The sequence below is a fragment of the Bifidobacterium actinocoloniiforme DSM 22766 genome (assembly GCF_001263395.1).
Taxonomy (GTDB): domain Bacteria; phylum Actinomycetota; class Actinomycetes; order Actinomycetales; family Bifidobacteriaceae; genus Bombiscardovia; species Bombiscardovia actinocoloniiformis.
In genome coordinates, this window is sequence record NZ_CP011786.1 from 551268 (window position 1) to 574829 (window position 23562).

Annotated in this window: 16 protein-coding genes, 4 tRNA genes and 1 pseudogene; 5 read left to right on the top strand and 16 right to left on the bottom strand. The window is 62.4% G+C overall.

The annotated features are described in order from the left end of the window. Positions 1–42: 42 nt before the first annotated feature. From AB656_RS02225 to AB656_RS02245, 5 genes are all read right to left on the bottom strand, one after another. Positions 43–894, bottom strand: coding sequence for a PAC2 family protein (locus tag AB656_RS02225; protein WP_033504433.1), 852 nt, complete (start codon positions 892–894; stop codon positions 43–45). Between the two features lie 162 nt (positions 895–1056). Continuing rightward, positions 1057–1132: transfer RNA gene (locus AB656_RS02230), tRNA-Val, on the bottom strand. A 58-nt stretch (positions 1133–1190) separates the two neighbouring features. Further along, positions 1191–1262: transfer RNA gene (locus AB656_RS02235), tRNA-Val, on the bottom strand. A 21-nt stretch (positions 1263–1283) separates the two neighbouring features. Beyond that, positions 1284–1354, bottom strand: a tRNA-Cys gene (locus AB656_RS02240). 30 nt (positions 1355–1384) lie between these two features. Beyond that, positions 1385–1457 (bottom strand) — tRNA-Gly (locus AB656_RS02245). A gap of 380 nt (positions 1458–1837) precedes the next feature. Between AB656_RS02245 and AB656_RS02250 the strand changes: the two genes are divergently transcribed. Beyond that, a complete protein-coding gene (locus AB656_RS02250) occupies positions 1838–3334 on the top strand; it encodes an MDR family MFS transporter (protein ID WP_033504434.1) in 1497 nt (498 codons plus the stop codon). A 48-nt stretch (positions 3335–3382) separates the two neighbouring features. On the opposite strand, the gene AB656_RS02255 is transcribed toward AB656_RS02250, so the two are convergent. After that, positions 3383–3724 carry a hypothetical protein gene (locus AB656_RS02255; protein ID WP_033504435.1) on the bottom strand — a complete coding sequence of 114 codons (342 nt, stop codon included), beginning with the start codon at positions 3722–3724 and terminating at the stop codon, positions 3383–3385. Positions 3725–3969: 245 nt separating this feature from the next. Between AB656_RS02255 and AB656_RS02260 the strand changes: the two genes are divergently transcribed. After that, complete coding sequence (locus tag AB656_RS02260; protein WP_051905263.1) at positions 3970–4881, top strand: class I SAM-dependent methyltransferase; 912 nt, start codon at positions 3970–3972, stop codon at positions 4879–4881. 81 nt (positions 4882–4962) lie between these two features. Here the strand turns inward: AB656_RS02260 and AB656_RS02265 are convergent, their stop codons facing one another. Beyond that, positions 4963–5838, bottom strand: a complete 876-nt coding sequence (locus tag AB656_RS02265) for an undecaprenyl-diphosphate phosphatase (RefSeq protein ID WP_033504436.1) — start codon at positions 5836–5838, stop codon at positions 4963–4965. Positions 5839–5980: 142 nt separating this feature from the next. Here AB656_RS02265 and AB656_RS02270 point away from each other — a divergent pair, with 142 nt between their 5' ends. Then, a complete protein-coding gene (locus AB656_RS02270; protein WP_033504438.1) occupies positions 5981–6775 on the top strand; it encodes a fructosamine kinase family protein in 795 nt (264 codons plus the stop codon). A gap of 114 nt (positions 6776–6889) precedes the next feature. On the opposite strand, the gene dnaJ is transcribed toward AB656_RS02270, so the two are convergent. Both dnaJ and hrcA read right to left on the bottom strand, forming a co-directional pair. Next, positions 6890–8023, bottom strand: coding sequence for a molecular chaperone DnaJ (gene dnaJ / locus AB656_RS02275; RefSeq protein WP_033504440.1), 1134 nt, complete (start codon positions 8021–8023; stop codon positions 6890–6892). Between the two features lie 122 nt (positions 8024–8145). Beyond that, positions 8146–9243 (bottom strand): heat-inducible transcriptional repressor HrcA, encoded by a 1098-nt coding sequence (gene hrcA, locus AB656_RS02280; protein ID WP_033504441.1) that lies wholly within the window; start codon positions 9241–9243, stop codon positions 8146–8148. 262 nt (positions 9244–9505) lie between these two features. Between hrcA and tkt the strand changes: the two genes are divergently transcribed. Both tkt and tal read left to right on the top strand, forming a co-directional pair. After that, positions 9506–11608: a transketolase gene (tkt, locus tag AB656_RS02285; RefSeq protein ID WP_033504442.1), complete on the top strand. Its 2103-nt coding sequence runs from the start codon at positions 9506–9508 to the stop codon at positions 11606–11608. Between the two features lie 75 nt (positions 11609–11683). After that, a complete protein-coding gene (gene tal, locus AB656_RS02290) occupies positions 11684–12793 on the top strand; it encodes a transaldolase (protein ID WP_033504444.1) in 1110 nt (369 codons plus the stop codon). 523 nt (positions 12794–13316) lie between these two features. On the opposite strand, the gene secG is transcribed toward tal, so the two are convergent. From secG to uvrA, 7 genes and pseudogenes are all read right to left on the bottom strand, one after another. Beyond that, the gene (secG, locus tag AB656_RS02295; protein WP_033504445.1) at positions 13317–13565 is read right to left on the bottom strand and encodes a preprotein translocase subunit SecG; all 249 of its coding nucleotides are present in this window, start codon (positions 13563–13565) and stop codon (positions 13317–13319) included. 75 nt (positions 13566–13640) lie between these two features. Continuing rightward, positions 13641–14435 carry a triose-phosphate isomerase gene (gene tpiA, locus AB656_RS02300; RefSeq protein ID WP_033504446.1) on the bottom strand — a complete coding sequence of 265 codons (795 nt, stop codon included), beginning with the start codon at positions 14433–14435 and terminating at the stop codon, positions 13641–13643. A 96-nt stretch (positions 14436–14531) separates the two neighbouring features. Further along, the gene (locus tag AB656_RS02305) at positions 14532–15737 is read right to left on the bottom strand and encodes a phosphoglycerate kinase (protein ID WP_033504448.1); all 1206 of its coding nucleotides are present in this window, start codon (positions 15735–15737) and stop codon (positions 14532–14534) included. A gap of 135 nt (positions 15738–15872) precedes the next feature. Continuing rightward, the gene (gene whiA / locus AB656_RS02310; RefSeq protein ID WP_033504449.1) at positions 15873–16820 is read right to left on the bottom strand and encodes a DNA-binding protein WhiA; all 948 of its coding nucleotides are present in this window, start codon (positions 16818–16820) and stop codon (positions 15873–15875) included. 194 nt (positions 16821–17014) lie between these two features. Then, entirely contained in the window at positions 17015–17869 is an 855-nt protein-coding gene (gene rapZ, locus AB656_RS02315; protein WP_236681914.1) for an RNase adapter RapZ, read from the bottom strand. A 201-nt stretch (positions 17870–18070) separates the two neighbouring features. After that, positions 18071–20494: an excinuclease ABC subunit UvrC gene (gene uvrC, locus AB656_RS02320; protein ID WP_051905264.1), complete on the bottom strand. Its 2424-nt coding sequence runs from the start codon at positions 20492–20494 to the stop codon at positions 18071–18073. 132 nt (positions 20495–20626) lie between these two features. Next, positions 20627–23512: pseudogene (uvrA, locus tag AB656_RS02325) on the bottom strand (excinuclease ABC subunit UvrA); the annotation flags it as partial. Positions 23513–23562 lie beyond the last annotated feature (50 nt).

Here is a 23562-nt window from a genome sequence, read left to right on the forward strand (position 1 = left end):
TTACGGAAGCAACAATAGGCCCTCGCGCCGACAAGGCCGCCTTCAGACCCCTTGGTCCTGGCCGCCAACCGACTTAAGGAACTCCTCGGCTTCGCGTACCAGCTCCTGGGCCGTGGGCTCGTCCACCTGGTCGGGAATGGAAGCGGCGACCCTTGAGTCGCTCTCCACTTCGAGGCGGCGCACATACTCGGCCAAGTCGTCGTTGCAGCGGGTAAGCACCGAAGCCTGGGCCCGCCATCGCTGGGCTTTCTTGGGTAAATCGCCCTCATCAAGGTTGATGCCGAGCATCCCCGAAACCCTTCGCAGGAGCTGAAGGGTGCCCTGGGCGCATTCGTCGGAACCCAGGTATTGGGGGACGGAGACCCAAATGGATTCTGTCGCGAAGCCGGACTCACTGGCCAGGGCGTCCAGGACTGTAGGCACCCCAACCGGTCCTGAGTGCCCCTCTGTGTCAACGTCCGCCTCGTCACTGGCTAGGTCGTCCATGGGCAGTTCCCGGGTGTGGGGGCAGTCAGCGAACATGGATCCTAATGTGATGATCCCTCCGACGTCGTAATCCTCGGCCATGCGTATGCTGCGCCGGCAGAATTCCGCCCAGCGGTAGTTCGGCTCGGGACCTGTCTCCACCAGAAGGGAGGTGTCGTCGGCCAGCCTGACCTCGTAAAACTTGGTTTCGGGCCAACAAATCGAGCGCCTGCCCTGCACATGGCAGAGCATGGGGCGGGCCACTTGGTAGTCATAGAAATCCTCGCAGCCAATCGTGCCCACCTCACGGGACTCGTAGGTGTTGAGCAGATGGCGAATCACGTTGGTCGATGCGGAACAGGCATCGTTCCATCCGTCGAAAGCGGCCAGGAGGTAAGGGTACTGGCGCGGCTTGGCTTCTTCACTCATACCTTCCACCCTAACCTGCCTGCGGAGGGCTCCGGGTCAGTATGCCATCAGCGAGAACGAATCGAGTCCGTGAATCAAGGGCTGGCAAGGCCACGCTATTCGACTCAAGCGTGTCGTCGCATATTTTAGAGAAAGTAAAAGAAGAAAGAAGACCAAATGCTCTGGTGGGTGATGCAGGAATCGAACCTGCGACCCCTTCCGTGTGAAGGAAGTGCGCTAGCCGCTGCGCCAATCACCCGATACTTGACCCAGCCTGCGCGACTGGACATACGGACTGGCCAAATCAGCCAGCCGAGTGGGCGATACAAGATTCGAACTTGTGACCCCTTCCGTGTCAGGGAAGTGCGCTACCTCTGCGCCAACCGCCCGGGTCTTGTCTCTTTCGAGAGAGGTGGGTACGAGAGTCGAACTCGTCTATACGGCTTTGCAGGCCGCTGCCTAACCGCTTGGCTAACCCACCGTATGAGGGGTGCAACTACTCGAAGCCTCGAGCGGGCAACGGGACTCGGACCCGCGGTCTCGACCTTGGCAAGGTCGCGCTTTACCAACTAAGCTATGCCCGCGTCTCAATGTGTTCCTTGTGGGGACCACCTGAGCACGAGGCACTACTGTACCGGCTCGGGGCCGAATATGCAAGGACAGCGTGTCGCCTTGGAATACGTGGGCTGTCCTTCCGTAGGGACTAACAGCCGTCCTTCTGGCGGTCGGGCCCCGTCGTGAGGGTGGCGGGAGAGTCCTGCCCATGGTCGTCTGCACATGCATCCCCTCCCCCACCAGCACGGCTCTGCGTCGAGCGGCGCGCCTGGGAGCGGGGACGGGGATGCAACCGAGGCGTATCGCGTAGGGCCGAAGCGAAAATCCGGGGATCGTTGGATAATTGCGAACGCTTCAGGCATGCGCAAACGCATGCGGCACGAGTTGACGAAAGGGTTGCGGCGAATAGGTGAGTCAGGAAAACAAGGCTGGTACGAAGGTGGGGCCGGTTACGGCCGCGGTGTTCATGTCCACTTTCATGACTGCAGTTGAGGGCACCATTGTCTCGACCGCCATGCCCACGATTGTGTCCGATCTGCACGGACTGAGCCTGATGAATTGGGTGTTCTCAATCTACATGCTCATGTGCGCGGTGACCACCCCTATATATGGCAAGCTCTCCGATCGCTTCGGACGACGGCCCCTTATCACCACAGGCCTCCTGGTCTTCGTCGTCGGTTCGCTCCTATGCGGCCTATCGCGATCGATGCTCCAGCTGATTGCCGCGCGCGTGGTTCAGGGCTTGGGCGCCGGTGCCATCCAGCCGCTGACCTTCACGATCCTGGCTGACATCTTCCCGATCGAGAAGCGGGCCAAGATGATTGGGTTCAACTCCTCAGCCTGGGGTGTGGCTTCCATCGTGGCGCCGCTCCTGGGCGGTTTCCTGGTCCAACAGCTTTCCTGGCACTGGGTCTTCGCGGTGAACGTGCCGATTGGTCTGATCGCGGCGATCCTGATTCAGGTCTTCCTCAAGGAGGAAGTTCAATCCCGTAAGAGCCCCATCGATTACTGGGGCATAGCTTTGCTCACTTTATGCTTGGTCGGCCTCATGCTGGGCTTGCAGAATTTGGGAGGCTCGGTCAGTGCCTTGGCCAGCGTCCTTCCCTTGGTCCTGGCTGTGATCGCTGGTGTCATCCTGATTGTGGTTGAGCGTCGGCAGGCTGATCCAATCCTGCCCTTGAAGCTTTTCAGCAACCGCACCTTCGTAATCCAGAACGTGGTGGTCCTGCTGATTTCAGGCTTCCTGATGGGCTTTGAGACCTACCTGCCGATTCGCATGCAATCGATTCTAGGCTTCAATCCCACTATCGCCGGCTTCGCGTTGACCCCCTCCTCCATCCTGTGGCTGCTGGGATCGTTCATGGCTGGCAAGCTCCTGATCCGCCACCCGCCGCACTGGATAACCAGCCTGTCGCTGGGCTTCCTCATCGTGGGCTGCGTGGCTTCGATCCTCGTGCCCATCAATACCGCTTACGCCGTCTTCCTGGCCATCTCCGCGGTCTTCGGCTACGGCTTCGGCCTGGCTATCACAATCAGTACGATGACCTCGCAATCGGTGGTTTCAGCCGATGAGGTGGGTACGGCAACCTCTTTCAACACCCTGGCGCGCAGCCTGGGGCAAACCTTGATGATCTCCCTGTTCGGCATCGTGATGAATGTGGTCATGGCCCAAGGCGTATCGCGCACCCCTGGGCTGACCGCCGACATGATGGACCGGATGCTCAACCCGCAGACCGCCGGACAACTGCCCGCCGAGTACCTCCAACCAGCTCGGGCGATCGTCTACGACGGCCTGCGCTGGATTTTCATCGTCGGCCTGATCACCCTGCTGGCTGGCTTGGTCATCAACCTGTTCGACCGTAAGTCCAACCGTTTGCTCATGCAGACCAAAGTCAGCGAGGCGTAAGCGGCTGAAGGCCTTGCTCCTGCGCCACGACAGCGCCAAACGATACACCTACCGTTCCTTGCGCCCAGCGCTGTGTTTTTCCGCTGCGCTCTTCCCCGCGAAGCCATCCTGGGCTGATTCCCGCTTACGCTGCCCCCGAGCGGGAGCCAAGGGCTTTCCTCCACCTTGGGGGCCCGCGGAGCCCTCCGCTCGCTTGGATGCCTGCGAGCGAGGCAAGTCATCCTCCCGCCGGTACTGGTGAATGCAGTAAGCAAGGCCAGCCAAGGTGACCATGATAATCAGCGCTACGCCCAAGGGCCTTTGGTCGTAGCGCTTGGCCATAGGCACGATCAAGGCGTCCGCCAACAGGGCGACCCACAGGACGACGATGCCTTCTGACTTGTGCGACATAGTTCTCCTCGCTTCTGCGCGGTTCGACGCCCCACCAGCAAGCGGGCGGAATCGGGGTTGACGCCCGCCAGGGCCCATGATAGTTTTAAGCTGGTATGGGCAGTTCAGGCGATAGCGCCTGCCGTCACCTCGGAGCCGAGCGATTCCGCGACGCTTTTCGCGTGACTACCTGTAACCATATCCCTTCCCCACGGTTGGGGGCGCTATAAGCATCGCCAAGACACCTCATATGCAAGGACACGCGCATGAAACATTTTGAAAGGGACTCACTCACGCAAGCCAGGCATCAGCAGCAAGCCGTGGCCGAGAACCGAGCAAATTGGGACGATCGTGCCATCGTCCACGCCGGAGGCGGGTACGGCGACCTGGACGCCCTGGCCCAGGATGCCAACGCCATCACCCCAGTCGTCCATAGGGACCTGGCCGTGCTTGAACCCCATCTGCCCCAAGGAGGCGTGTCAGGGCTCAGCCTACTTCACCTGCAATGCCACATCGGCACCGACACCTTGAGCTGGCGGCGGTTGGGGGCCAGAGACGTGCACGGACTGGATTTCTCGCCCGCCTCGCTGGAGCAGGCCCGGCGGCTGGCTGAGCGAGCCGGCGAATCAATCACATACGTGGAGGCGGACGCCCGCTATGCTGACCAAGCCCTGCCCAATAAACGGTTCGACCTGATTGTGACCAGCGTGGGCACCGTCACCTGGCTGCCCGAACTGGGCGACTGGGCCAGGTCAATCGCCCACCTGTTGAAGCCGGGCGGGATATTCATGATCCGTGACGCGCACCCCTTGCTGCTCGCACTGGACGAGCAGGAGCTGCGCATCACCAGCGATTACCTATCCGGCAGCGAGGACGCCTACCAGAGCGACGGCTCCTATACGCCTGGCTCTGCCGGACGTATAGCGCACACGAGCAACCACAACTGGTCGCACGATTTCCAGGAGATGACCGGAGTCTTGCTGGCCGCTGGGCTGACTATCGAGGCGCTGGGTGAATATCCGGGTTGCGAGTGGCAGGCCATGCCCAGCCTGGAGTGGAAGGAGGACGAGGGGCTCTGGCGGCTTCCGGAGGGCTCGCCCCGAATCCCGCTCAGCTTCTCGATCGTGGCCAGGAAACCTCGCCTCAGCCAGACAGCGGGAGCCGCCGACGGGTCTTGATGGCATGACGAAGACCCCGAACCGATTCGAACGACGGTCCGGGGGCCTTCCCTGGATAACGCGGTGAACGCAGGCCCTTAATCAGGCGGCTGCGGCGCCTCCCACGGCGGGGATGACTCCCGTGAGCAGGAGGATCGCAACGAGGACTGCGAGGCAGATCCGGTAGATGACGAAGCCCCGGTAGGAGAACATGGAGACGATCTTCAGGAAAGCGATGATGACCAGGTAGCCGATCACGAATGAGACGATGGTGGCGCAGATGGTGGCCCCCCAACCGGGGAAGGCCGCATCCGCGTGAATATCCTTAACCGACTTGAAGGTCTCCAGAATGCCGGCGCCGAATACGGCGGGGATGGCCATCAGGAAGGAGACGCGGGCCGCGGCCTCTCGCGTGTAGCCCAGGGCGCGACCGAAGGTCATGGTGCCGCCGGAGCGGGAGACGCCGGGAATCAGGGCCAGCATCTGGCCGATGCCGAACAAAAGGGCATCCCTGGCGGTCATCTGCTCCATCGTCTTGCTTTGCTTGCCGTGCCGGTCGTAGTAGTCCAGCAGGAGGCCGAAAAGAATCAGCACGATGACCGTGATCCACAAATTGCGCAGCTTGGTCTCTATCGTCTTTTGGAAGAGCAGGCCGGCGATCACGATCGGGATTGTGCCGATGATGATGTTCCAGCCCATAGCGGCGTCCTGGTCCTTGGAGCCAAGGCGCTCACGCCAGGAAGGGCCGTCCTTGCCCCGTAGGCAGTTGTACCAGTGGCGGAGGATGCGGGCGATGTCGTGCCGGAAGTAGAGCAGGACGGCGAACTCAGTGCCGAATTGGATGATGGCCGTGAAGGCGGCGCCTGGGTCCTGACCCATCAAAGCGCCGAGGATGCGGATATGGGCGCTCGATGAGACCGGGAAGTATTCAGTCAATGCCTGGACTAGGCCGAACAATATAGCTTGGAAAAAGTTCATGGACCCCTCACCTGATAACGGAAGCGGACGCGACCCCGAAGGACTAGCTTACCGGCCCGCCTGCCCAAGCTCCAGCCCTAGTTGGGATGTCGCGCAGAATGCCCACAATGGTGTACAGGACAGCAGTCTAAAGGAGGCGTTCATGGCTCAGACCTATAGGAAGACGCGCGGCGGGGCTCCAACGGGATTCTTCGAGTGCGAAGGCAAGGGCCTCCAGTGGCTTGGCCAGGCCCAGGATCATGGTGGTCCACGCGTGGTCAAGGTGTTCGGCTGGGGCCGGGACTATTTGGACATCGAGCGCGTGGAGAGCGCCGCCCCCAATCCGGAGGCCGCTTACCGGTTCGGAGCCCGGTTGGCCAACTTGCACCAGGCCGGCGCCCAGTGGTTCGGATCGGCGCCCGACGGCTACGAGGGCACTTGCTACTTTGGCCCCCTCCAAGACCCAGTGCCGATGGACAGCGGGCAATGGACTGATCCGGCCACTTACTTGGCGGAGGGGCGGCTCAGGCCCATGGTCCGTATGGGCATCGAGCGCGGCGCCCTGAACGAGTCGGACATGGAACTGACTGAACGCGTCATCGACGCCCTCCCCCGCCTCCTGGCAGCCGCCGCCGACGACAAGCCGGCTCGGGTGCACGGCGACCTATGGAGCGGCAACGTCATGTGGACCGCTGACCGTGGGCGTAGCGAAGCGGTGCTCATCGACCCCGCGGCCCACGGCGGCCACCGGGAGGAGGACCTGGCCATGCTTCACCTGTTCGGCATGCCCTACCTGAGCCAAATCGAGGATGGTTACCGCTCCGTCCACCCGCTGGCTGCGGGCTTCAGGGAACGCTACACCCTCTGGCAGCTCTATCCGATCGCCGGCCACTGCGTCTTCTTCGGCGGCGGTTACGTCAGCGAGTACCGATCCATGTGCCGATCCTTGCTGGAGTGAGCCGCTCTGGAGCTCAAGCCCGCGGTTCAAGTTGGGGCCCGGACCCTGCACCTGAGCAGGGTCCGGGCCCCAACTTCATTCACGCCGCTAATGCCGCGACCCCTGCAGGCAGCCTTAACTGAACATGTCCTTGAGCTTGCTGAACAGCCCCTTCCTCCCTCCGCCCAAGATGGGCTTGGAGGACTGGGAAAGCTCCTGCTCCCCTGAGTCGTGGCTGTCGGCGAAACGCTCGATGAGTTCGGACTCGCGCTCGTTGAGCTTGTCGGGGATGACCACCAGAACGTGGACGAGGATGTCGCCGCGCTCCTGGGACCCCATCTTGGTGACGCCTAAGCCTTTCACAGTGATTGTTTCGCCGGGCTGGCAGCCGGCGGGCACCTCGACCTCGCGGGGGCCGTCGAAGGTCTCCAGGCCTGCCGTGTGGCCCAGGACCGCCCAGGTCATCGGCACGCTAATCCAGCAGTGCAGGTCGTCGCCATCGCGGGTGTAGAGCTTATCAGGCCTGATGTTCACGTCGATGTAAAGATCCCCGGCGGCGCCGCCGCCTTCGCCCACTTCGCCTTGGGATCCCAGACGCAAACGGGAACCGTCCTGGATGCCAGCGGGTATGGTCACTCCTACGTCACGGCGGACCCGGACGCGCCCGTGGCCCTGGCACTGCGGGCAGGGGTGCTCGATGATCGTGCCGTGTCCCTCGCAGCGCTCGCAGGGGGCGGTCGTCATCATCTGACCGAGAAGGGTGCGGGCCACCTTCTGCACGTATCCGCGCCCTTTGCACTCGGGGCAGGTGACCGGCTGGCTGCCGTCCTCAGCTCCTGAGCCGGAGCAGGTCTGGCAGAGGCCGAAAGTGTGAATCTGAGCATGGGCCATGCCGCCGAAAACCGCGGTTTTCAAGTCGATCGAGACCTCGGCGAGGGCATCGCGGCCAGGTTGGGCGCGCGGAATCGGGCCCTGGGAGGAACTGTCGAAACCGGAGCCGAAGAACTGTCCGAAGAGGCCACCCATATCGAATCCGGCCGCGCCCGCCTGGGCGTTGGGGTCACTCGGGTCGACGCCAGCGTCATACATCCTGCGCTTGTCCGGGTCGGAAAGAACCTCGTAGGCGGAGTTGACTTCTTTGAACTTGTCTTCGAATTCAGGGCCGGCGATGTCGGGGTGATATTTGCGGCTCATCTTGCGGTAAGCCTTTTTGATCTCCGCATCGCTCGCCTCACGGCTCACGCCCAATACCTCGTAGTAGTCTGCCAACGATCGTTCCTTCTGTCCTTGGATGTCCTTGCCATTGTGCCATTAGGGTCGGTCAGGGCCCGATGCTCAGACCTGGCCCATGCGGCGTCCACAAGCCGGTCCACGCCGCGTTTTCACCGCCCTCAGCCGTCTTCACCCTCACCGGAGGTCAGGAATGAGGTCAAATAGGCGGCCACCGCGCGCACCGCGCTCATCGTGACCGTATAATCCATGTGCGTGGGGCCAATCGAACCGACGAAAGCGATTGGGCCATCGCCCTGCCCGTTTGTCCCTTCATGCCATTGGTCGGTTCCTGTTGCGTGCCCGTAGCCACTGGTCACGATCGATGCGTGCAGCAAACCCGGCGTGCGGGTCTCCGACCCTATTGCCACCGATACGCCGCCGTGGGTGCGGGAGAGCTCGCTCTGAGCGCTCATCAGCCTCATCAGAACCACCTGCTCCTCCAAGGCGTCCAGGAGCGGCGCAAGTTCGGCGACGGTCAAGGTTTGGCGTCGCGTCAACTGGGAGCGACCGGCCATGTAGAGCCCTGAGGACTCCTCCTCGTCCGCCATGCCTTCCAGGACTTGGGCCAGGCCTTCCAGGAGCCGCCTGCTCCCCGCCTCGTGCACCTGCTCGGACTGGGTCTCCAACCGTTCGGATGCCTTGGACAAGGTCATGCCGCGGCACTCCTTATTCAAGGACTCGGAGAACTTAGCCAACAGGTCCTCTCCGAGGTCCTGATCCTGGTGCAGGCTCAGCGTGTGCTGGGCGACGCGCCCGTTGTCGGTGATCACCACCACGAGCAGGGCGCGGCCGGAGATGCCGATCAGCTCGAGCCGACGCAGCCGTGATTTAGCAAGGGAGGGCGAAGCGACCACGGCTACCTGTCCGGTGATCTGCGCCAAGAGCCGGGCGGCCCGTTGAAGCGCGTCGTCCAAGCTGACCGAGCCGGACAGGAAGGTGTCGATGGCCTTGCGCTGGGCCCCGCTCAACGGCACCATCCTGGCCAAACGGTCCACGAAGTAGCGGTAACCCTTCTGCGTCGGCACACGACCGGCCGAGGTGTGGGGCTGCACCAGGTAACCTTCATCCTCCAAGGCGGCCATGTCATTGCGGACCGTAGCGGAGCTGACACCGAGCTTATGGTCACGAGCGACGGCGCCGGAGCCGACCGGTTCCTGGGAGCGGATGTAGTCCTCGACCACAGCCCGCAACACCAGCATCCGCCTGTTCGCCGCCATGTCTCCTCCTCACCCATCCCGATTACTCGTGTCAGGCCAGGGCACCGGGAATGATGCTCGATTCCCATTGTATTAGCACTCGCGACCCTTGACTGCCAAGGCCTTCGTCCAGAGCTGAGAACGCTTGCATCTAGCGGAAGGAAGAAGGTCTTGGGTGTCGGCTCAGGAGGATACGATAAGAGAGAAATGCCACGGTAAACGAACATTTTCGGCACAAGTCGGAACATGTCGGCCTACCAATTGGAAGGAAAGTTGATCAGATATGACCGATTTCACATGGACTGATCTCGACAAGCGCGCCGTCGACATGGCCAAGGCCCTGTCAGCCGATGCCGTGGAGAAGGCTGGATCGGGCCACCCCGGCTCCCCCATCTCCTTGGCGCCGATCGCCTACGCGATCTACCAGCGCTTCATGATCCACGACCCCAACGACCCCGAGTGGGCCGGTCGTGACCGATTCATCCTCTCTGGAGGCCACGCCTCGCTGACCCAGTACGTTCAGCTCTTCTTCTCCGGCTACGGGCTGACTCTGGACGATTTGAAGAAGTTCCGCACTGCAGGTACCCGAACCCCCGGTCACCCTGAGTACGGCCTGACACCAGGCATCGAAATGACCACTGGTCCCCTGGGCCAAGGCCTGGCTTCCGCCGTAGGTTTTGCATACGGCCAGCGCTTCGAGCGCGGCCTGCTGGACCCCGAGGCGCCTTCCGGGCAGTCCCCATTCGACCACAAGGTCTGGGTCATCTGCGGCGAGGGCGACCTGGAGGAGGGCGTCTCCTCCGAGGCTTCCTCCTTGGCGGGCGATCAGAAGCTGGGCAACCTGACTGTCATCTTCGACGCCAACCACATCCAGATTGAGGGCGATACCAAGATCTCCCTGGGCGAGGATGTGCTTAAACGCTACGAAGCCTACGGCTGGTACACCGATGAGTTCTCCTTCGTGCAGCCCGACGGCTCCTACAAGGAGGATGTCGAGGGCTTCGCGGCCGTGCTGGAGAAGGCCGAGCAGGTGACCGACCGACCCAAGTTCATCAAGGTCGACACTCTGATGGCCTGGCCCACCCCCAGCAAGACCAACGATCCGTCAGCCCACGGATCCGCCTTGGGCGCAGAAGCCGTCGCAGGCCTCAAGCATGCCCTGGGGTATGACCCGGACGAGTCCTTCCACATCGACGAAGAGGCCCTGGCCCACGCCCGCGAGGTCGCCCAGCGCGGCCTGGCCGCCCATAAGGAATGGGACGAGCGTTTCGAGGCTTGGCGTAAGGCCAACCCCGACAAGGCTTCCCTCTACGATCGCATCCACTCCGGTAAGCTGCCCGAGGACTTCGATCAGGCCATTGATCAAGCCGAAGCAGCCTTTGAGACCGGCTCCAAGCTGGCCACCCGTAAGGCTTCCGGCGCTGTCCTGAACGCGATCGCCAAGGTCATGCCCGAGCTCTGGGGCGGGTCCGCCGACCTGGGTGGCTCCAACAACACCAACATCGACGGCGCCGCGTCCTTCGACCCTGCCGACATGTCCACCAAGCAGTGGCCTGAGGCCAACCCCTACGGTCGCCAGCTCCACTTCGGCGTGCGCGAGTTCGCCATGGGCGCCATCACCAATGGCATCCTGCTGGGTTCGGACACCCGCCCCTTCAATGGCACCTTCTTCCAGTTCTCCGACTACGAGCGCCCGGCTGTGCGCTTGGCTGCCCTGATGGACATCCCCAACCTGTACGTCTGGACCCACGACTCCGTGGCGCTCGGCGAGGATGGCCCCACCCACCAGCCAATCGAGCACCTTGCCGCCATGCGCGCCATCCCCCAGATGGAGGTTGTGCGCCCGGCCGATGCCTTCGAGACCGCTGAAGCCTACCGCGCCTTCTTCGAAAAGGACAACACGCACCCCACGGCCATGATCCTGACCCGGCAGAGCGTCCCCACGCTCGCTGAGACCCAGGCCAAGGCCGCCCAGGGCGTGCGCAAGGGCGCTTACGTGCTAATCGACTGCGATGGACAGCCCGACGTGCTGCTCATGGCATCCGGTTCCGAGGTTCAGCACGCGGCCGCCGCCGCCAAGACCCTGGCCGGCGAGGGCGTCAGGGCACGCGTCATCTCCGTGCCCTCCCTGGATTGGTTCGAGGAGCAGGACGAGGAGTACAAGGAAGCGATCCTGCCCGCATCGGTCAAGGCCCGCGTCTCGGTTGAAGCCGGACTGGCCATGCCCTGGTACAAGTACCTCGGCTCCTATGGCAAGCCCGTCTCGATCGAGCAGTTCGGCCTGCAAGGCTCCGGCGACGAGAACATGCGCGACCTGGGCATCACGCCCGAGCACGTGGTTGAAGCCGCCCTGGCGTCCATCGAAGCGGTCAAGTCCGCCCACTGATCCAGCGAAGGCCCAACAAATACACCGTTCCCCCGCCGTCCTAATCGGCGGGGACCTAAAAGGAGAAACACAACAATGGTAGAAAATGCAAACACCCAACGTACCTCCGACTCTGGAGTCTCGATTTGGCTGGACGATCTGAGCCGCACTCGCATCGAGTCCGGCAACCTTCAGCAGCTGATCGCTGAGAAGAACGTCGTTGGCGTCACCACCAACCCCTCCATCTTCCAGAAGGCTCTCCACCAGGTCGGCCCTTACGACGCACAGCTCAAGGAGATGGGCCGCGTCAACGTGGAAGAGGCCGTGCAGGAGCTGACCACTACCGACGTGCGCAACGCGACCGACATCTTCCACGATGTCGCCGAGAAGTCGGACTATGTGGACGGCCGCGTCTCGATTGAGGTGGACCCCCGTCTGGCCCACAACACCGAGGAGACCGAAAAGCAGGCCGAAATCCTGTGGAAGAAGGTTAACCGCCCCAACGCGATGATTAAGATCCCGGCGACGCTGGAAGGCCTGCCGGCCATCACCGCCACCCTGGCCAAGGGCATCTCGGTCAACGTCACGCTGATTTTCTCCCTGGAGCGTTACGAGCAGGTCATTGAGGCCTTCATCGAGGGCATGGTGCAAGCTGACCAGAATGGCCACGACCTCAAGCACATGGGCTCGGTCGCCTCCTTCTTCGTCTCCCGCGTTGACACCGCGGTCGACAAGCTCCTGGAAGCTAACGGCTCCGATGAAGCCAAGGCCCTGGAAGGCAAGGCCGCTGTCGCCAACGCCCGCCTGGCCTACGAGCTCTTCGAGCGTAAATTCGCCGCCGACCCCCGCTGGGCCGCCTTGGAGGCCAAGGGCGCCAAGAAGCAGCGTCCGCTCTGGGCTTCCACCGGCACCAAGAACGCCGCCTACTCCGACTGCAAGTACGTGGACGAGCTGGTCGCCCCGCACGTGGTCAACACCATGCCGGAGAAGACACTGGACGCGTTGGCCGACCACGGCAATGGCGCGCCTTCAATCGAAGGCACCTATGAGGAGAGCCACAAGGTCATGGATCAGCTATCCAACCTCGGCATCTCGATCAAGGATGTGACCGATAAGCTGGAGGCTGATGGCGTCGCTGCCTTCATCGATTCCTGGTCCTCGGTCCTGACCGATGTGCAGGCGGGTATCGACCGTGTCAACGGTTGAGGGCTGAGTGCTGTGATGGGGCTGTCGCGGATAATGCGCTGACAGCTCGACCCTCCTAATCACTGAGGCCACTGGCGGATCATTGCGCCAGCGGCCTCAGCTTTATTCCCAAACCGACAGAGGATCAAACCTTGAACAGCCCTTCTACGGATTCACATGACCGTGCCGCGAATCAGGATCGCCGCTAAAGCTGAATTCATTGGTTTGCAATGAGCGGTCGAAATCGCGAATCCATCGGGTGTGGCGACGCAGGCCGAAAGCGCCTGCCTGGTCAGAGCCTCCACACGGCTGCAGGAGGTGCCCACCTGGGATGTGACAACCCGCAGCGGGTGCGAAAGCAACCCGGATTCGTCTTCGTCATCCGTGCTCGCCTAGGAACGGCTTGTTCATGGATGGGAGTGGCATTCAGGCGTGACAGGAGTAAGTCGCTGGACCAATGCCAGGCTTCTGCCACGATCGTTTGCGGACCGATATGGAAACGCCCCTCCGTCCATCAAGGACAAAGGGGCGTGATAAGTATGAATCAGCCAATGTGGTATTTAGCCATCAAGCCTAAGGCGATGATGATGGCCACCCAAATTAGGGCCACGATGATGGTCAGGCGGTTCAAGTTCTTCTCGGCCACTCCTGAGGTGCCTGCATTGGAGCTGATGCCGCCGCCGAACATGTCGGACAGGCCGCCGCCCTTACCTTTGTGCATCAGGATAAGCAGAGTCAGCAAGATGCTGGCGATGACGACGATTACTTTCAGGGCGATCTTGACAATGGTCACAGGTTACCTCCACATGTGTGCTAATAATAGTCTAGCGCAAGGGCTGGAGAGCCCCGAACCAAACCGTTTCCCGGCTCAACGCTGGCGAGTGGCCTTCAGGGTCATCCGGGCGATTCGAGCGAACTCATCCACGTCCAAAGCCGCGCCACCGATGAGGAAGCCGTCCACATCCGGCTGGCCTATCAGTTCCTGGACGTTCTTGGACGTGACCGACCCCCCGTAGAGGATCCGCATGGCCTGCGCTGGCTGGGAGCCGAAGGCGGACTCCACATGCGAGCGTATCGCCCTCGCCGCCTCCCGGGCCACGTCCGGGGTGGCGACCATGCCGGTGCCAACGGCCCAGACCGGCTCATAGGCCACGATCAACTTGGCGACATCGTCCTTGGACAGGTCGCGCGTCACATCTTGGACTTGGCCGACAGCGAACTCGAGTTCGATGCCCTGGCGGCGCTCCTCGTAGCTCTCGCCCACGCACAGGATTGGTTGCATGCCCGCTGCCAGGACGGCCCTCACCTGGTCGACGATGTTCGCATCATCCTCGGGGTGGTACTTGCGCCGCTCAGAGTGGCCGACAATCACATAGGAGCAGCCAAGCTGCGCTAACATGTCGGCGGAGACATCGCCGGTGAAGGCACCCTGCGAGGTGACGGATACGGTCTGAGCGCCGTAGTGAATCTTCAAATCGTCGGCCTCGACCAGGACTTGGACCGAACGCAAGGCGGTGAATGCGGGCATCAGAGCCAGTTCGCAGCGCCGGTAGTCGAACTTCGCGTCCCTGAGCAGCCAAGCCAGCTTCTGAAGGAAGTAGGTTGCCTCCAAGTGATCGAAATTCATCTTCCAGTTGCCGGCCACCAGCGGTATGCGCGCCATGACGCCCTCTCTCATGATTCAGGGGACTGAATGCGGTGAGTGCCGGGCGACGCTCACCGCCACCCGGCACTCACCGGAACAAGGAGTCCCTATAGACTACTCCAGGACCTTGAGACCCGGAAGCTCCTTGCCCTCCAGGAACTCCAGGGAGGCGCCTCCGCCAGTGGAGATGTGGGAGAAGCCGTCCTCGGGGAAGCCAAGGTTGCGCACGGCCGACGCTGAGTCGCCGCCGCCGACGATAGTGAAGGCTCCTGCCTTGGTGGCATCAATCATGCCCTGGGCCACGGCCCGGGTTCCCTCGGCGAATTGAGGGACCTCAAAGACGCCCATGGGGCCGTTCCAGACGACGGTCTTGGAATCGACGATCTTGTCGTGGAAGAGCTTGCAGGAATCAGGGCCGATGTCCAGGCCCATCATGTCGGAAGGAATCGCGTCAGCCGGAACGACCTGGGGGTCGATCGCCGCATCGCCGGCGGGGAAGGACTTGTTGACCACGATGTCGGTGGGGAAGACCAGCTCCACGCCACGGCTCTTGGCCGTTTCGATGTATCCCTTGACCTTGTCGACCTGGTCCTCCTCCAGCAGGGAGGAGCCAACCTCGTAGCCCTGAGCCTTAAGGAAGGTGAAGACCATGCCGCCGCCGATAACCAGACGGTCGGCCTTGTTGAGCAGGTTCTCGATCACACCGAGCTTGTCGGAGACCTTGGAACCACCCAGCACGACCGTGTAAGGCCGCTCCGGGTTCTCGGTGCCCTTGGACAGGGCTTCCACTTCCTTTTGGACCAGCAGGCCGGCAGCGGAGGGCAGGTCAGCCGCCACATCGTAGTCGGAGCCCTGGGCCCTGTGGACCACGCCGAAGCCGTCGGAGACGAAGACATCGCCCAAGGCGGCGATCTTCTTGGCATAGGCGGCGCGCTCGGCGTCGTCCTTGCTGGTTTCCTCCGGGTTGAAACGCACGTTCTCCAAAAGGATGACATCGCCGTCGTTCATGGCAGTGACCTTGGCCTGGGCGTCCTCGCCATAGGTGTCCTTTGCCAGAGGGACCTCAATGCCCAGGAGTTCACCCAGGCGCTTGGCCACAGGAGCAAGGGAGAGCTCAGGGACGACCTTGCCCTTGGGCCGGCCCAAGTGGGCCATAACGATGACCTTGGCGCCTTGGTCCTTCAGATTTTTGATTGTAGGCAAGGCGGCGCGGATACGACCGTCGTCAGTGATCGTCGTGCCGTTCAGAGGTACGTTGAAATCAGCGCGGACCAGGACGCGCTTGCCTTTAAGATTACCGAGGTCTTGCAGGGTCTTCATGGATTTCCTTTCCTGGCCGCCATCACGCCGCGCACTCCTCGGCGCCGTAAACGGCCTATGCTGTCACAATGTGACTCCACTTGCTCATGATAGTGCAGCGAACGGATAAGCGTTAGGGACTGCCCCGACCAGCGTTCAAGCCTGCTCTTCGCGCTGTTTGCGTACTTTTTGGGCCAGCTGGAGCAAGCGGCGAATTCGCCCGGCGATCGCATCCTTTGTGACTGGAGGATCGGCCAAACGGCCCAATTCCTCGAGGCTGGCGTCCCGGTGGTCCAGACGCAGCTGACCGGCGGCGCGCAGGTTTTCAGGGATATCGTCGCCTAGGATCTTGAAGGCTTCAGTGACTTTGGCGGAAGCCTCCACCGCGGCCTTCGCCGACCGACGCATATTCGCGTCGTCGAAGTTGGCCAAGCGGTTGGCCTTGCCTCTGGATTCGCCATCCGAGCGTTTGCCGGTCCATTCGCGGGCCGCCTTGGGAGCGCCGATGAGAATGAGCATCCGCTCAATCGCGTCAGGGTCGCGCAAGGTGACGCGCTCAGAGGAGCGGACCTGGCGAGCCTTGGCCTTGATCCCCAAGCGTCGGGCGACCTGGACCAGGGCCAGGGCAGCTTCGGAACCCGGGCAGACAATCTCCAGGTATGAGGCTTTACCTGGGTCCGAAAGCTCTCCGTGAGCCATGAAGGCGCCGCGCCAGGCCGCTTTGATTTGGGAGATGTTGCCCAAGACGATGTCCTCGGGCAAGCCGCGCACCGGACGCTTGCGCCGGTCCAGGAGGCCGGTTTGAAGAGCCAGGGCGCCGCCGGCCTTGAGGACCCGCACCGAGTACCGCAGAGCCTGGCCTGAGGGGGTCTGCCGAGCGACTTCAATCAGGTCCGAATCATGACCGTACACGTCTTTGATCATGTTCTGGAGCCAGCGGGCGGCGGGCAGGGAGTCGAATTGCGCCTCAACAACGATATGGCGTTGGATGATATGCAAGCCACCGGCGAAACGAATCATCGCTGCGGACTGGGCTTTCTTGGCTTGGGGTAGCTCGTTGTCTATGCTAGCGAGCTCGCTTTTGACGTCATCCAGTAGGGCCAAGACCCGTCCTCCTACGATTCTATGCGATTGTTCTGGGCCCGCCCGAACCGGAACGAACGAGGCCACAGGACTACTGTGATACCGAATATCTTGGACAAGTACCACTGATGTCCAAGGCCCGGGGCCTGTCCCGAAGCAAGCCCAAGGGTACCCGCGGTACGGGACCATAAGCAAGAATTAAGGCCGGAATCGGCCTAAAGCTTGTTCTTACGAGGTAACTCCCTGGCGGAGACCGTCACGTCCAGGCCCTGGGAGCGCAGGCGGGCAGCTAGCTCTTCGCTGATCGCCACCGACCGATGCTGGCCGCCTGTGCAGCCTATCGCGATGTTGACGAAATGCTTGTCCTCCCTGGCATAACCGCGAATCGCGGTCATGATCGCCTTGGTATAGGCGTCCAGGAAGTCCTTAGCCCCCTGGCTGTCCATCACATAGTCGCGCACCGGCCGGTCGTGTCCGGTAAGCTCGCGCAGCTCCGGCACCCAGAAGGGGTTGGGCAGGAAACGCACATCGGCCACGAAGTCCGCGTCGATCGGAATGCCGTATTTAAAGCCGAAACTGAAGATGTGAACGGCAACCGTAGCGGGGCCCTGGCCGAGCAAGGAATCGTAGAGCTTAGTGGAGAGCTGGTGGATGGTCAGGCTGGAGGTATCGATCACGACATCTGCCCGCTCCTTAAGCCCCTCCATCAACCGACGCTCCTTACGCACCCCATCGATCAGGCGGCCGTTGCCCTGGAGCGGGTGGGGGCGGCGGACCGACTCGTAGCGCTTGATCAGGACCTGGTAGGAGGCGTCAAGGAAGAGGATGCGGCACCTGACCCCTAAGTCGTCCAAGTGCCCCAGCACCGCGTTCAGATCGTCGAAGTATGAACGGGAACGCACGTCAATGACCGCTGCCAGGCGGTGGACCTTGCTGCCCGCCGAGGTCATCAGATCGACCATGGGGACCAATAGCTTGGGTGGCAGGTTATCAACCACGTACCAACCCATATCCTCCAGGCTGTCGGCGGCCCGGGACCGACCTGCACCAGACATGCCGGTGATGAGCATGACTTCGAAGTCCTCCAAGGGCGGCCGCGCTGAGTCATCCTGGGAACGCCCGCCCGCGGACTGTCTGACCTCGTTCATCCCATGACCCCTTCCTTGGTCCCGCCAGCGCTCCTGACGACGCGAGTCGGCGGACAGGGCGTGGCCGACGCGGCGGCTCGGGCGACCCGCGACGCGGCGTCCCTTCCACGATCAAGGCTACCCCTACCCCGCCTGGGCACCAAGCCCTGGACCGTGGGTGACCTCCCCATGCTCTGGTTTCTCAGCGGGCGAGGAAACACCTGCTTCCGCGCTCCCAGCGGATTCTTGGTCTGTGTGGAGGGCCTGGTAAATGGTCTCGGCCTTCTTGCGCCCGATTCCCTTGACCCCCTCCAGCTCCTCCACCGTGGCTTGCCGCATCCGCCGGACCGAACCAAAAGCCTTGAGCAGGCGCTTTTGGTAGGCCTCCCCAACGCCTGGGATGTCATCCAGGGCTGAGCGCAAGGAACCTTTTCGCCGGGTCTGCCGGTGGTAGGTGATAGCGAAACGGTGAGATTCGTCACGAACCCGCTGGAGCAGGTACATGCCCTGGGACTGTCGCTTGAGGATGATGGGGTAGTCATCGTCAGCCACCCAGACCTCCTCCAGACGCTTGGCTAAGCCGCACAGGGCCACGTCGTCCACGCCGCAGTCGGCCAAGGCGCGAGCCGCCGCCTGCACCTGAGGCTTACCGCCGTCGACGACGATCAGGTTGGGCTTGTAAGCGAAGTGACGAGGTTGGGCGTTCTGCTGGACGACTTCAGCGGACGCGACCGTGTCTTTCCTGTCCGGAGCCGTTTGCCGGCCTTGGGCCGCCTGCTCGGCCTGGCGCTCATTCTCAATGGTCTCACCAGTGTCGCCGGCTATGTTGCCGTGCCTGAAGCGTCGTGTCAAGGTCTCGTAGATAGCGCTGGTATCGTCCAAGGCCCCCTTGCCGTCATCGCCACGGATGGCGAACCTGCGGTATTCGGACTTCTTCGCCACGGCGTCCTCGAAGACCACCATCGACGCCACCTGGAAGGCGCCACCAACCGTGTTCGAGATGTCGTAGCATTCGATTCTCAAAGGGGCCTGCTTGAGTCCAAGAGCCTTGGCGACGTCGTTCATGGCCGCCGTCCGGTCGCCCAGATCGGAAATGCGACTCATCTTGGAACGCTGGAGGGATTGCTGGGCGTTGGCCCCGGCCCGGTCCATCAGGGCTTTTTTCTCGCCCCGGCTTGCCACACGAATGGTCACGGCCCCACCGCGAAGGTTGGAAAGCCAGGACTCCAGGTCGTCGACCCGGGCGGGTTTGACCGGCACGACCACTTCCCTGGGGACAGGCGCGATAGGCTCCAGCAGGTCGGCCCGGCCGGTGATCTCCTGCCGTTCATGCCTTGCCTTAGTGGCCTTAGCCCGATCTGCCACCGCTAGAGCCGTCACGCGTTGGGTGGAGCCCAAGGCATCGCGGCTCTGACTGACCTCAATCGAATTGTCTTCGCCCTCGGGCAGGACCAGGACGGGCAGGGAGGGGTCTTCCTCCTGCCGGTGCTCGGAAACCAGGTCGGAGTATACCTGGATGATCAAATCGCTCATCAGCTCCCCGTCGCTGACATCCTCCACCCGCTCCACGGACCACGATCGTTCGCCGCGGATGGCGCCAGCGCGCACGAAGAAAGCATGGACCGAGGCTTCAAGTTCATCCGAGGCTATGCCGAACACATCGGCATCCACATCGGAGTTGAAGACCACGGAATTCTGCTCGATCACAGTGTCCAGCATGGCGATTTGGTCGCGGATCCGGGCGGCTTTCTCGAAGTCGAGCTCATCGCTGGCCTGGGTCATCCGTCGTTTGAGCCCGGCCTTGTAGGATTTGCCCAGACGCCCGGTCATCACGCCCACGAGTTCAGCCACCAGCGCGCGATGGTCCTCGGGGCTGATCCGCCCCACGCATGGGGCTGAGCACTTGCCTATCGATGCCAGGAGGCAAGGCCTGCCGGTCATCTGGGCCCGGCGGAAGACACCCGACGAGCAGGTGCGCACCGGGTAGGTCTTCAATAAGGCATCCAAGGTGTGCCGCACGTCCCAGACTTTGGCATAGGGGCCGAAGTAGCGGGTGTCCCTCCGCTTGCGTATCCGCGTCATCCAGACCCGTGGCACCTCCTCGCCCACGGATACGGCCAGGTAGGGGTAGGTCTTATCGTCGCGGAAGACCACGTTGAACCGGGGATCGAACTCCTTGATCCACGTGTACTCAAGCGTCAGTGATTCCAGCTCAGTGCCCACAACGGTCCACTCCAGGCTCCTCGCCGTCAGGACCATGGTTTGGGTGCGAGGGTGAAGGTTGACCAGGGGTTGGAAGTAGTTGCTCAGTCTGTTGCGCAGGTTCTTGGCCTTGCCCACGTAGATGACCCGGCCGTCGCCGTCGCGCCACTTGTAAACGCCGGGCTGGGCGGGGATGTCACCCGCCTTGGGGCGGAAGAGGTCCCTGCTGTCGCCCAGCAAGGGCGCGCCGTTCTTGTTGAGGCCTTCTCGCGCAGGGTCGGAGCCGGTCAGCGATGATTCCATCAAGGTCTGGGCGGTCTTACGCCAAACCCCTGGCGCATGGCGTTCAAAACAGCTTCTGGACATTCAGGCCTTCGCTTTACCTTTTGCGTTCCGCGCGGACCCGCCGGCCCTGCCTTTGACGGCTGCCCTGGCTGCGTTGGCCGTGTGTTTCTTGGCTTTGGCCTGCCGCTCGGCCTTAGCCACCTTGGCTGGGTCCAGCATGGGTTTCAGGAACCTTCCCGTCCAGCTGGCCGGGTTGGCTGCCACTTGCTCTGGGGTGCCTTCTGCCACAACCCGTCCGCCACCGTCGCCACCCTCAGGACCAAGGTCGATGATCCAGTCGGCGGTCTTGATCACATCGAGGTTGTGCTCGATCACGATGACCGTATTACCCTTGTCAACCAGACCCTGCAGCACGCCCAAGAGCTTACGGACGTCCTCGAAGTGCAGGCCTGTGGTCGGTTCGTCCAGGATGTATATGGTGCGGCCGTCCGAGCGCTTCTGGAGTTCAGTGGCCAGCTTGACCCTCTGGGACTCGCCGCCCGAGAGGGTGGGCGCCGGCTGCCCCAGGCGGATGTAGCCTAGGCCAACGTCGACCAGGGTCCTCAGATAGCGCGAAATGGAGGGGTAGGCTGCGAAGAAGTCGGCGGCTTCCTCAATGGGCATGTCGAGGACGTCCGAGACGGTCTTGCCCTTGTAGGTGACCTCCAGTGTCTCCCTGTTGTATCGCTTGCCATGGCAGGTCTCGCACTGCACATACACATCGGGGAGGAAGTTCATCTCGATTTTTATGGTGCCGTCGCCGTGGCAGGCCTCGCAGCGCCCGCCTTTGACGTTGAAGGAGAATCGGCCAGGCCCGTAGCCGCGCACCTGGGCCTCGGGCGTCTCGGCGAAGAGCTGACGAATCTTATCCCAGACCCCCGTATAGGTGGCTGGATTGGAGCGAGGGGTGCGGCCGATTGGGTTCTGATCCACGTGGATGACCTTGCGCAGATGGTCCACGCCCTCCACCCGCGTATGCTTGCCTGGCACGATGCGGGCGTTATTGAGCTTGTCGGCCAAGACCGGGTAGAGGATTGAGTTGACCAAAGTGGACTTGCCCGAACCGGAGACTCCCGTCACCAGGGTCATGACGCCGAGCGGGAACCTGACGGTGAGGTCCTTCAAATTGTTCTCCCGGGCGCCTACGACGGTCAGGCGCTTGGTACGGTCAATCTTCCTCCGGCGAGGGGGAAGCTCGATCTTACGGCGGCCGGCGATATAGTCGCCGGTGATCGAGCGCCTGGCCTGGGTCAGACCGTTGGACGGCCCTGAGTAGATGACCTCTCCCCCGTGCTCGCCAGCCCCCGGGCCGATGTCCACCAACCAGTCCGCTTCCCGGATCGTGTCCTCGTCGTGCTCAACCACAATCAAGGTGTTGCCCAGATCGCGCAGGTGCTTGAGGGTGGCGATCAGACGCTCGTTATCCCTCTGGTGAAGACCGATTGAAGGCTCGTCGAGCACGTACATCACGCCCACCAGGCCTGAACCTATTTGCGTGGCCAGGCGGATGCGCTGGGCCTCGCCTCCGGAGAGGGTGGCGGCCGCGCGCGACAGGGTCAGATAGTTGAGCCCCACATCGTTCAGGAAGCGCAGGCGGGCTCGAATCTCCTTCAGGACTTCACCGGCGATCTTAGCCTGGGCCCCGTCCATGTGCAGCCCCTCAACCCACTCGCAGGATTGGGAGATGGGCATGTCGCACACCTGGGCTATCGAGAGCCCATCGACAGTGACCGCCAAGACCTCGGGCTTGAGCCGCTTGCCCAGGCAAACCGGGCAAGGCACCTCCCGCATGTAGGATTCGTAGTACTGTTTCATCGAATCGGAGTCCGTCTCATCGCGACGACGCATCAGGGTTCGCACCACGCCCTCGAAGCCGGTCGTGTACTCGCGCAAGCGCCCCCAGCGGTTGCGGTAGGAGACCTTCACCTTGAAGTCGCGCCCGTACAGGACCGCCTGCCGCACATCCTCCGGAAGGTCCTTCCAAGCGGTGGATGTGGAAAAGCCCATCTCCTCAGCCAGGCCGTCAAGCATGTGACCATAGAAGCGCTGTTGGGTCTTGGTGCTCGACCAAGGTTCCACGGCCCCGTCCTTCAAGGACTTATCGGGGTCCGGCACCACCAGATCGGGGTCAATCTCCAGTTTGAACCCGAGGCCCGTGCAGGCCGGGCAGGCTCCGTAGGGTGCGTTGAATGAGAAGGTGCGGGGCTCGATCTCATCCAGCTCCAGCTCATGCCCGTTGGGGCAAGACCGGTTCTCGGAGAAGGGCTGTCGCCGGTCCTTGTCTTTGGGGTCCAAATCCACGAAATCGACGACGATACGACCCTTGGCGAGTTTCAAGGCGGTCTCCACCGAGTCGGTCAGACGCTGACGGACCGAACTCTTGACCACCAGGCGGTCCACGACCACCTCAATCGTGTGCTTCTTCTGCTTGGCCAGCTTGATGTCGTCCGAGAGCTGGTGCACTTGGCCGTCGATGATGGCTCGGGCGTAGCCGTCAGAGCGTAAAAGGCCCAGGGTCTCGACGAACTCGCCCTTGCGCCCACGTGCGATGGGCGCAAGAATCTGGAAGCGGGTCCCCTCCGGCTTGGCCATCAGCGCGTCCACGATCTGCTGGGGCGTCTGGGCGCGAACCTCTGCCCCGCAGACTGGGCAGTGGGGTATGCCAGTGCGGGCGAAGAGCAGACGGAAGTAATCGTAGACTTCGGTAATCGTGCCCACGGTCGAGCGTGGGTTACGATTGGTGGTCTTCTGGTCAATGGAGACGGCGGGGCTCAGTCCTTCGATGAAGTCCACGTCCGGCTTGTCCATCTGCCCCAGGAATTGACGGGCGTATGACGACAGGGACTCCACATAGCGCCGCTGCCCCTCGGCGAAGAGCGTGTCGAAAGCCAGGGAGGACTTGCCGGAACCGGACAAACCGGTGAAAACCACCATCTTGTTGCGAGGAATGGTCAAGTTGACGTTCTTCAGATTGTGGGCCCGGGCCCCTTGCACGACGATCTTGCGGTCGTTGGGCAAATCCGTGAGGTCCGCGATCAGGCTGCCGTCCCCGGGGATCATCCTCGGTCCTCCGGCTGCTTGGGATTGGCCCTCGGTCACGTTCGGCTGCT

Coding starts and splice junctions, on each gene's coding strand:
- AB656_RS02225 (WP_033504433.1), bottom strand. CDS start 894: ATGAGTGAAGAAGCCAAGCCGCGCCAGTACCCTTACCTCCTGGCCGCT.
- AB656_RS02255 (WP_033504435.1), bottom strand. CDS start 3,724: ATGTCGCACAAGTCAGAAGGCATCGTCGTCCTGTGGGTCGCCCTGTTG.
- AB656_RS02260 (WP_051905263.1), top strand. CDS start 3,970: ATGAAACATTTTGAAAGGGACTCACTCACGCAAGCCAGGCATCAGCAG.
- AB656_RS02265 (WP_033504436.1), bottom strand. CDS start 5,838: ATGAACTTTTTCCAAGCTATATTGTTCGGCCTAGTCCAGGCATTGACT.
- AB656_RS02270 (WP_033504438.1), top strand. CDS start 5,981: ATGGCTCAGACCTATAGGAAGACGCGCGGCGGGGCTCCAACGGGATTC.
- hrcA (WP_033504441.1), bottom strand. CDS start 9,243: ATGGCGGCGAACAGGCGGATGCTGGTGTTGCGGGCTGTGGTCGAGGAC.
- tkt (WP_033504442.1), top strand. CDS start 9,506: ATGACCGATTTCACATGGACTGATCTCGACAAGCGCGCCGTCGACATG.
- tal (WP_033504444.1), top strand. CDS start 11,684: ATGGTAGAAAATGCAAACACCCAACGTACCTCCGACTCTGGAGTCTCG.
- tpiA (WP_033504446.1), bottom strand. CDS start 14,435: ATGGCGCGCATACCGCTGGTGGCCGGCAACTGGAAGATGAATTTCGAT.
- AB656_RS02305 (WP_033504448.1), bottom strand. CDS start 15,737: ATGAAGACCCTGCAAGACCTCGGTAATCTTAAAGGCAAGCGCGTCCTG.
- rapZ (WP_236681914.1), bottom strand. CDS start 17,869: ATGCTCATCACCGGCATGTCTGGTGCAGGTCGGTCCCGGGCCGCCGAC.
- uvrC (WP_051905264.1), bottom strand. CDS start 20,494: ATGTCCAGAAGCTGTTTTGAACGCCATGCGCCAGGGGTTTGGCGTAAG.